General features: G+C 42.3%; 9 protein-coding genes and 6 pseudogenes. 13 read left to right on the top strand and 2 right to left on the bottom strand.

What is annotated here, in order from left to right; genetic code table 11:
* The 5 genes and pseudogenes from ACJBF3_RS25485 to ACJBF3_RS25505 all read left to right on the top strand — a co-directional run.
* On the top strand, nucleotides 1-587 hold a 587-nt coding region (locus ACJBF3_RS25485), incomplete at its 5' end, for an RHS repeat-associated core domain-containing protein (RefSeq protein ID WP_406545296.1).
* Nucleotides 587-847, top strand: coding sequence for a hypothetical protein (locus ACJBF3_RS25490; RefSeq protein WP_045332229.1), 261 nt, complete (start codon nucleotides 587-589; stop codon nucleotides 845-847). The genes ACJBF3_RS25485 and ACJBF3_RS25490, both read left to right, overlap by 1 nt.
* A gap of 489 nt (nucleotides 848-1,336) precedes the next feature.
* Nucleotides 1,337-1,567: a hypothetical protein gene (locus ACJBF3_RS25495; RefSeq protein ID WP_223239922.1), complete on the top strand. Its 231-nt coding sequence runs from the start codon at nucleotides 1,337-1,339 to the stop codon at nucleotides 1,565-1,567.
* A 284-nt stretch (nucleotides 1,568-1,851) separates the two neighbouring features.
* Nucleotides 1,852-2,217 (top strand): hypothetical protein, encoded by a 366-nt coding sequence (locus ACJBF3_RS25500; protein WP_045332228.1) that lies wholly within the window; start codon nucleotides 1,852-1,854, stop codon nucleotides 2,215-2,217.
* A 101-nt stretch (nucleotides 2,218-2,318) separates the two neighbouring features.
* Nucleotides 2,319-2,612 (top strand): annotated as a pseudogene (locus ACJBF3_RS25505) (YciI family protein).
* 53 nt (nucleotides 2,613-2,665) lie between these two features.
* On the opposite strand, the pseudogene ACJBF3_RS25510 reads toward ACJBF3_RS25505, so the two are convergent.
* Nucleotides 2,666-2,761, bottom strand: a pseudogene (locus ACJBF3_RS25510) (DUF933 domain-containing protein); the annotation flags it as partial.
* On the opposite strand from ACJBF3_RS25510, the pseudogene ACJBF3_RS25515 reads away from it, so the two are divergent.
* The 5 genes and pseudogenes from ACJBF3_RS25515 to ACJBF3_RS25535 all read left to right on the top strand — a co-directional run.
* Nucleotides 2,761-4,255: pseudogene (locus ACJBF3_RS25515) on the top strand (RHS repeat domain-containing protein); the annotation flags it as partial. The pseudogenes ACJBF3_RS25510 and ACJBF3_RS25515 sit on opposite strands and share 1 nt — an antisense overlap.
* A gap of 2 nt (nucleotides 4,256-4,257) precedes the next feature.
* Nucleotides 4,258-4,749 carry a hypothetical protein gene (locus ACJBF3_RS25520; protein ID WP_072050026.1) on the top strand — a complete coding sequence of 164 codons (492 nt, stop codon included), beginning with the start codon at nucleotides 4,258-4,260 and terminating at the stop codon, nucleotides 4,747-4,749.
* 453 nt (nucleotides 4,750-5,202) lie between these two features.
* Nucleotides 5,203-5,679, top strand: coding sequence for a hypothetical protein (locus ACJBF3_RS25525; RefSeq protein WP_045332176.1), 477 nt, complete (start codon nucleotides 5,203-5,205; stop codon nucleotides 5,677-5,679).
* A gap of 478 nt (nucleotides 5,680-6,157) precedes the next feature.
* Nucleotides 6,158-6,523 (top strand): hypothetical protein, encoded by a 366-nt coding sequence (locus ACJBF3_RS25530; RefSeq protein WP_045332171.1) that lies wholly within the window; start codon nucleotides 6,158-6,160, stop codon nucleotides 6,521-6,523.
* A gap of 122 nt (nucleotides 6,524-6,645) precedes the next feature.
* Nucleotides 6,646-6,918, top strand: a complete 273-nt coding sequence (locus ACJBF3_RS25535; protein ID WP_072050025.1) for a YciI family protein — start codon at nucleotides 6,646-6,648, stop codon at nucleotides 6,916-6,918.
* Between the two features lie 12 nt (nucleotides 6,919-6,930).
* On the opposite strand, the pseudogene ACJBF3_RS25540 reads toward ACJBF3_RS25535, so the two are convergent.
* Nucleotides 6,931-7,017: pseudogene (locus ACJBF3_RS25540) on the bottom strand (hypothetical protein); the annotation flags it as partial.
* Between the two features lie 78 nt (nucleotides 7,018-7,095).
* Between ACJBF3_RS25540 and ACJBF3_RS25545 the strand changes: the two are divergent.
* The 3 genes and pseudogenes from ACJBF3_RS25545 to ACJBF3_RS25555 form a co-directional block, all read left to right on the top strand.
* Nucleotides 7,096-7,297, top strand: a pseudogene (locus ACJBF3_RS25545) (RHS repeat protein); the annotation flags it as partial.
* Nucleotides 7,298-7,334: 37 nt separating this feature from the next.
* Nucleotides 7,335-7,706: a hypothetical protein gene (locus ACJBF3_RS25550; RefSeq protein WP_127902866.1), complete on the top strand. Its 372-nt coding sequence runs from the start codon at nucleotides 7,335-7,337 to the stop codon at nucleotides 7,704-7,706.
* Nucleotides 7,707-7,762: 56 nt separating this feature from the next.
* Nucleotides 7,763-7,934: pseudogene (locus tag ACJBF3_RS25555) on the top strand (RHS repeat protein); the annotation flags it as partial.

A 7,934-nucleotide genomic window follows, 5' to 3' on the forward strand; every position in this document is an offset into this window, starting at 1 on the left:
CAGGATATTCTCAGAACCTGCGCATGCAGGGGCAATACCTGGACCGTGAGACAGGGCTGCACTACAATCTGTTCCGGTATTACGACCCGGACTGCGGGCGGTTTACGCAGCAGGACCCGATAGGGCTGGCGGGGGGGATAAACCTTTACCAGTATGCGCCGAATGCGCTGGGGTGGGTGGATCCGTGGGGGTTAAGCCGGTGCAATACAGGGAAAAAACCAGGGCCGCAACTTCCTGGAGGAATTGCAGAAACATTTGATAAAAGCGTTTATAAAAACAGGCAGCTGAAAAGAGACGAGACTTTTTATAAATATCATGGTGTAAATAATAGAACAGGAAGAAAAATTTCTTGGCTGACAAATGAAAAATACAATTCCGAGGAGGTTTTGCGAGAAAAGCTAGCTATTCGCCATGATTGGGGTGTAAATATTACTAATGTATCAGAGTTTAGAGTTCCTAAAGGAACTTGGGTGAGTGAAGGTCCTGCGGCAGCTCAAGGGGCAGGATATCCTGGGATGGGATACCAGGCTGTGGTATCAAATCTTCCAAGAGCATGGGTGGTTAAAACTTTAAGGGTTCCCTGGTAATGAAATTGAATAACTTAAAAAATGCACTTGAAAAAATAATTTTTGAACTTAATGCCAATGGCAAACATGAATCGGCAAATTTTTTTCAAACTCGTTATGATCAGATGATAATTTTTGGAAACAAAATCCCATTTGAAATAGTTGAAAGTCTGTCAACATGCAGAGCTATGGCTCAATACGCAAACTTTTCCCTCAGGGAAGAAAAACTTTTAGATGATGTTGTTAATTACGCACTTGATATTAAAAAAATGATGCCCTGACATAAAGTAAAGAGAAGGATTGATTTTTGCGAGGTTATAATTAAGTGGCGTCTGTTTTTGAAGTGCTCACTCAAACAACAAAAAACAGATAATTTTTAATAAAAGAGCTCTATTAGCTGGCTTAATATATTAAAATCAAAGCCAGCATTAATCTATTCATCTGCGTGGTGACGAATTAAAGCATCGAAGCAGTCTTGCACCATTTCTTTACAATTTTGTACACTAAATCATGATGATAGACACTGTTCTTTTGATGATTTTTGGCCTTATTATTTTTGAGTGCAATTAGGCTTTAAAACTGTCTGCTAAGAGCTATTGCTGCAAACATGGTCTTTAGCTGATTCTAAAACTTGATCTGCTCACTCATCTTGCTATCATTAATTTGATATGAAGCTTTAAAATATTCAGCGCATTGTAAGATTACATTTTGCTAGTGTATGTAGGTGGTAATCGTACTCATTTACTTTATTGAAATATCACGGGATAAACATGATGTATTTCTTAGAAAGAAAAGATGCTGAAAAACTTCTCCATAAATTTTTAAAGAACACATTAAAAAATCAGACTGATATTGATAAACTAATGGGACTGGCAATTAATCATGATTTCGGCATTCCTATGAAAGGAATAATTTATGAATATGATAAAATGGAGAAAAACAAACCAACCAAACAAGATTTAGATGATCTTAACACATTGATGCATTTTTATGGTCCGTGAATAGAGATATGAACTCATGCTTCTAGAAGGATATAATTACGGACCGAAAGAAAATCATCCATGAAGAAAATATGATGATTTTTATGATTATTCATATAAAGTGCTTATCCCCAAATTAAAGTGCGAAGTTATTTTCAAAAATAAAAACACCAAACCTCTTTGGAATCTCCAGAACGATTTGATAAGTGAAATTTTATATAATATTTCGGGCTTCAGATTATAACATGTCGAGATGATCTGAACCTTTCTTATAACCGTAATGAAAATATTTATTAAGAGCGAAGATGATCGCTGACTTCAATTTTTTTAAAGAAAAAGACGTGCTCGAGTGGATATGCTACATAAGAAGCGTACGCTTAAGTATACCTTGCTTAGCTCTCGCAATGGTCGATTCAACACGCCAGTTAGTCTTTGCGTTAAGCGAGCCAAAGCCACTACCAACCGTTTTGACAATCTTCAATGCGCAGGGCGAAAAACTATTTTGGTCTGCACCTCCTGAAGGCGCATTTTTCTATTACTTAACTTTCAACCTGGCAAAGGAAGTGGTTGTGGTCTGTAGCTATGCGGAAAAGCAAAACGGCTGGCATGAGTGGTTTTATTCCTGGGATATGAAGCGTAATGCATTGTCTCAATTGGGCCCAGCGTATTAACATCAAAAGCGCCAAAAAACGATAACAATAACCGATGGCAAAAGAGGGCTGCATCAGCAGTTCCTACAAGCGGTTTAATAAACAGAGCTGAGAGGCAAAAGATGAGCGCGGTTTACATTGTCATTTTGACCTATACAAAACTACTCGAAGAAATCGACGCAGCGATACCAGCTCATGTTGAGTGGCTTTAAAACGGGTATGCATAGGGGATTTTCCTGGCGTCCGGAAGAAGGATCCCAAGAAACGGTGGAGTCATTCTCGCTAAGTGTGAGAGTCTTGCCTCTCTGGAAGAGCGCTTGCGCGAGGATTCTTTTCAGAGGTTAAAACTTGCGACTGTTAAGATCATTCCTTTTAAACCCAGCATGAAAACAGAACTATTAGACAATGTGTGTTAACCCCGCAATAAAAAATCCACGCCTAAGCGTGGATTTTCTTCATTCAAAACAAATCAAACATTAAACAGGAAGTTCATCACATCGCCATCTTTAACGATGCAATCTTTCCCTTTCGCACGCATCTTGCCTGATTCTTTCTCGCCTTGTTCTCAATAAGCTGTCGGTGTCCGACTTTACCCGGGACGAACTCCACCGGGAGACCAGCCGCACTCAGGGGCTGCTGACCACCCGCAGCGAGTACGACCGTCTTGGCCGCCTGCACCGCCGGGACGTCTTTACAGGCAATGCCCAGCGCCCGTCGCCGCGCCGCTGGTCCCGCCGCTGGGAATTACCACTACCGTAATAACCTGGTGCGTGAAGAGCGGGACGATAATCCGTTCAGCTGGTACCGCTGGCAGTACGATAGCGCCGGGCGCCTGCTGGTTCAGGACGGCACGCTGCCCGGACAGGAGCAGTGGCGCTGGGACGCTGCCGGTAACCCGCTCGAAGGAGCTGCTGAGAAGGTCACGCACAACCGTCTGACGCAGCTTAACGGCATTCGCTGGCGCTATGACATCCACGGACGCACCGTGGAGAAGGATAACGGCCAGACCCGCTGGCACTACCGCTACGACGGTGAACATCGCCTGACGGAGGTCATCAGCCAGCCGCGGGACCGCAATAAGCCGCAGACGAAGGTCAGCTTCCGCTACGATCCGCTCGGTCGCCGTATCAGCAAAACGCGACGCCAGATTCTGGGCGGCCAGCCAACCGGCAAGCCGGTGACCACCCGGTTTGTCTGGGAAGGGTTCCGCCTGCTGCAGGAGGTGCACGGAGATGCGCTGCTCACCTACGTCTACAGCGATCAGGACAGCTACGACCCGCTGGCGCGTATTGACGGCGTGGAAGCCCCTGAGATCTTCTGGTTCCACTGCCAGCCGAACGGCACGCCGGAGCGGATGACGGATATCGAAGGGCAGGTGCGCTGGGAAGGGGTGAACAGCGCCTGGGGCAAGCTGCTGCGGGAAAGCGAAACGCAGGTATCAGGATATTCTCAGAACCTGCGCATGCAGGGGCAATACCTGGACCGTGAGACAGGGCTGCACTACAATCTGTTCCGGTATTACGACCCGGACTGCGGGCGGCTTACGCAGCAGGACCCGATAGGGCTGGCGGGGGGGATAAACCTTTACCAGTATGCGCCGAATGCGCTGGGGTGGGTGGATCCGTGGGGGTTGAAACCAAGATGTGCACCGACGAAAGCAAATGACCATAATCAGGCTGCTTTCGGACGGCAGTGGCAAGGGCATGGGGAGTACAAAGGACGCGACTTATGGTCTAACACAATGTTAAAAGAAGGTGATGTCATCTACGGTGGTGCTCCTGGACAATCTGGCTTTTATTTTGATAAGGCAACTCTTGATGCCGCTGGCGGTAGTAGACAAAAACTATGGGAGAGTCTGCAGGTACAGCCACATAGAATCTTTGGATTCCGTAGCAAAATTCAGGCGTACCGTGTAAAACGTGATGTAGTAGCTGGAACGGGACAAGCATTATCACAAGATCCTGTTGTTTTTGGTCAGGGAGGAGGAACACAATTTTTCCTTTCAAATTATAAAACTGTGCTTAAGCCTATTGGCAAGCCTTTTGATATCGGAATGTAACTATGAATCTTGATATAGATACAGGCGCTTTTTGCTTCAAAAAAATACTCTCACTGACACCACTTACAACCAAAAAAGAAATAATGAATAATGATAATTTAAACTGGGAGGCCTGGCCTGATAAGGGATGTGATACAGTCTCCTATAGAGCTATTTTTAACATAAAAGGAAACGCGCATGGTGATATTTATTTGATAGTTAACTTTATTCAACCTAATGATGAAAATGCTGTTATAGGCAGTTGGAGTTTCGCACCTTATAAATTAATCGATGGAGAACAAAAAAAACCTGAGGGGAAAGTTACAAAAAAACTAAGGGGTTGGTTCAGAGATAAAACGAATGTTGACCTTCCAGTTAGTGGAGCATGGGGCCATATAAATGCGGCATATGACCCTTGGAATTGTTCAGGTGCAATTTATTGTAATTATCGTTCTGGTTTTAGAGATGAAAAATCTTGGAAGGATTATTGCAAATGGAATAATATAAAACCATGAATTGTGTGCGTCTTGGTGTAAAAATTCTCGCAATCATTTAATTATGCGGTGTAGAAAAATCATATGGGCTAAATAAAATTGAAATTGACCCTATGGGGGTATTTTTTCATGCCAAAGATATCCTTCTATAAAAATAATTAAACATTTGTGGTATTTCTAAGATTAAAAATATCAGATTTAAATGCAATTATTTTCTTATAATTATCTAAGGTTTTAAGTTAATAATCGTTCAGGGGTGCGCGTACCAACCGGAAATTAACTCAGAAAAATACCTGTCTGATTGGCAGAAATAATTACTAAACTGGAAATTCCTGATGCCACGGAAACAGACATAATTAGGTGGATCTTTGATTGGAGGCGGGTATCAGTCTCATATGAGACAAAGTCATTTAATCATGGAGTATATATAGTTTGGAATATAAAGTAGTCACTTCCAGACAAGGTGGTTTAAATATGTTAGAAATGAAACTTGATGTTCATACTGGATTTGTAGCGATTAACAACTACCCCATCGAATTAAAAGATGTTGATACTTTTAAAAATTCCGAATTTTACAAGTTCTTCTCGCCATTGACTACAGTAGGTCCTTTTTATTTCGCTATAGATAATATTAAATGGAAAGATCAAATTTTCATTTTGGAACTAAGGCCTTCAGCATTTTCTTTTACCCCATCATTATTCCTTACTAGTAAGGATGGAAGTTTTTATAAAACGCTAAATGATTGGGATAAAAGGGCAAGTCTGAGTAATTTATCGGATGAGCAGCAGCGTTTGACAGCATGGGTTGAGAATGAAATAACCTCGAAGTCTAAACTTAAAATTACAACCCCACCATATGGAATTCAATGGGTGCATGAATGGGGAAGTATTGTTGTGCAGTCTAATGAAAAAGGCTTCGATTGTGGTATTTATATCGAATGGAATGTTTGACATAAATACTGTTATTAATTACTAAAATCCTTCATCTCTTCTCGCCTTACTTTTTTATTAATAAACTTAAAAGCTCAAAAAATGAAAATAACTAATCGACTGAAAAAGAAGATGTTAGTCCTGGATGGCATTGATAATGCCTTTATAGATTATGGCGCAGAAATAGCATGCCCTGAATGCGAGGGTGTAATAGTCTATTCCATCGTAAACTCATATGACTTTGACTCGCTCTCTGAAGAGATAAAATACTTTTTGGTTAAGAAGATGAGATGTGTGAAATTTGTTAGTGAACATAAGAAGTATATCTACGATGAAAGCCATTTATATGTTTCGAAAAACACATGTTCAAAGTGTTTAAAGGAGTTTTCTACTGTATTAACGTATAAAGAAGTGCAACCAGCCCGATACCGGGTATATGTTGTGGGGCTTTTTGACGGTGATTTGAAACAGTTCAAACTTTAAAAGTTGAGATTTACCAATGATTGAAAATCTCATTTGTATTAAAGAAAATGACCTGCTTCAATGGGTGTGTGGTGAAAGTAAAATACTGATTAGTATGCCATTTTTAGACTATGCAATGGTCGACTCGACACGCCAGTTAGTCTTTGCGTTAAGCGAGCCAAAGCCATTACCAGCCGTTTTGACCATCTTCAATGCGCAGGGAGAAAACCTATTTTGGTCAGCACCTCCTGAAAACGCATTTTTCTATTACTTAACTTTCAACCTGTCAAAGGAAGTGGTTGTGGTCTGTAGCTATGCGGAAAAGCAAAACGGATGGCATGATTGGTTTTATTCCTGGGATATGAAGCGTAACGCGTTGTCTCTATCGGGCCCTGCGTATTAACATCAAAAGCGCCAAAAAACGATAACAATAACCGATGGCAAAAGAGGGCTGCATAAGCAGTTCCGACAAGCGGTTTAAAAAACAGAGCTGAGAGGGAAAAGATGAGCACGGTTTAATTTGTCATTTTGCCCTATATAAAACCACGTGAAGAAATCGACACAGCGATACCTGCCTATGTTGAGTGGCTCAAAAAGGGGGACGCAGAGGGGATTTTCCTGACGTCCGGAAGACGGATCCCAAGAAACGGTTGCACCATTCTCGCTCAGTGTGAAAGTCTTGCCTCTCTTGAAGAGCGCTTACGCGAGGATCCTTTTCAGACTTTTAAGCTTGCGACTGCTGAAATCATTCCTTTAAACCCTAGAGTTAAGAAAGGACCCTTGGGAAATGTGTTTTGACTCCGTAAAAAATCAAACATTAAATAATAAGTTCATCACATCGCCATCTTTTACGATGTAGTCCATCCCTTCCGCAAGCATTGCCTGCTCCTTCGTGCCTTACTCACCCTGCCTTTATAAGTAGTCGGTCTCCGATTTTACCCGCCACGAACTCCAGTGCAAGACCAGCCCGTAGGGGCTGCTGATAACCCGCAGGAAGGATCTGCTGAGAAGTTCACGCACAACCGCCTGACGCAGCTGACAGCATTCGCTGGCGCTATGACATCCACGGCCGCACCGTGAGAAGGATAACGGCCAGACCCGCTGGCACTATCGCTACGACGGTGAGCATCGCCTGACGGAGATCATCAGCCAGCCGCGGGACCGCAACAAAACGCAGATTTGGCCAAAAATAAAATTAGAGAGATATGAAATTTATGAGCATGGAATTTTATAACTTCAAACCTAGAAAAAATCTCTATGATGGGGAAGAGAATTATTTTTATGAGTTTTCAGAAAAAATATGCATTCCATTTTTAAATGTGGAGATTGATTTTAAAAATATAGATGCAATACCTCTTTGGAATGTCGATAGCTCTTTAAAAAAAGAAATGGCAAGTAACATTTCCGGAGTAATGGTTTTAAACTTTGATGATGATCCAGATCCTACTTATAAATACAATAATCTTGATGTTTATATTTATTCTGGTTTTCTGGAAAACAAAAAAATTCATATTGTAATGGCGCAAGGTGAAAGTCAACCTGCTAGATATAAAATTATACTGCTAGGTTTAGTGATAGTTGGATAATGTTTATTGAGGGGTAAGGAGTGTGGGGCGCTCGCCCTCAGCACTCATCTACATAAACCTTTATTAATGGCATTCGCTGGCGCTATGACATCCACGGACGCACCGTGGAGAAGGATAACGGCCAGACCCGCTGGCACTACCGCTACGACGGTGAACATCGCCTGACGGAGGTCATCAGCCAGCCGCGGGACCGCAATAAGCCGCAGACGAAGGTCAGCTTCCGCTACG

The organism is Enterobacter sp. PP-008-ECC_S150 (assembly GCF_045257065.1).
Lineage (GTDB): Bacteria > Pseudomonadota > Gammaproteobacteria > Enterobacterales > Enterobacteriaceae > Enterobacter > Enterobacter chengduensis.

What these genes read in the sequence shown, in the direction of transcription:
- ACJBF3_RS25495 (WP_223239922.1), top strand. Translation starts at nt 1,337, where the DNA reads ATGATGTATTTCTTAGAAAGAAAAGATGCTGAAAAACTTCTCCATAAA.
- ACJBF3_RS25520 (WP_072050026.1), top strand. Translation starts at nt 4,258, where the DNA reads ATGAATCTTGATATAGATACAGGCGCTTTTTGCTTCAAAAAAATACTC.
- ACJBF3_RS25525 (WP_045332176.1), top strand. Translation starts at nt 5,203, where the DNA reads ATGTTAGAAATGAAACTTGATGTTCATACTGGATTTGTAGCGATTAAC.
- ACJBF3_RS25530 (WP_045332171.1), top strand. Translation starts at nt 6,158, where the DNA reads ATGATTGAAAATCTCATTTGTATTAAAGAAAATGACCTGCTTCAATGG.
- ACJBF3_RS25500 (WP_045332228.1), top strand. Translation starts at nt 1,852, where the DNA reads ATGATCGCTGACTTCAATTTTTTTAAAGAAAAAGACGTGCTCGAGTGG.
- ACJBF3_RS25550 (WP_127902866.1), top strand. Translation starts at nt 7,335, where the DNA reads ATGAGCATGGAATTTTATAACTTCAAACCTAGAAAAAATCTCTATGAT.
- ACJBF3_RS25490 (WP_045332229.1), top strand. Translation starts at nt 587, where the DNA reads ATGAAATTGAATAACTTAAAAAATGCACTTGAAAAAATAATTTTTGAA.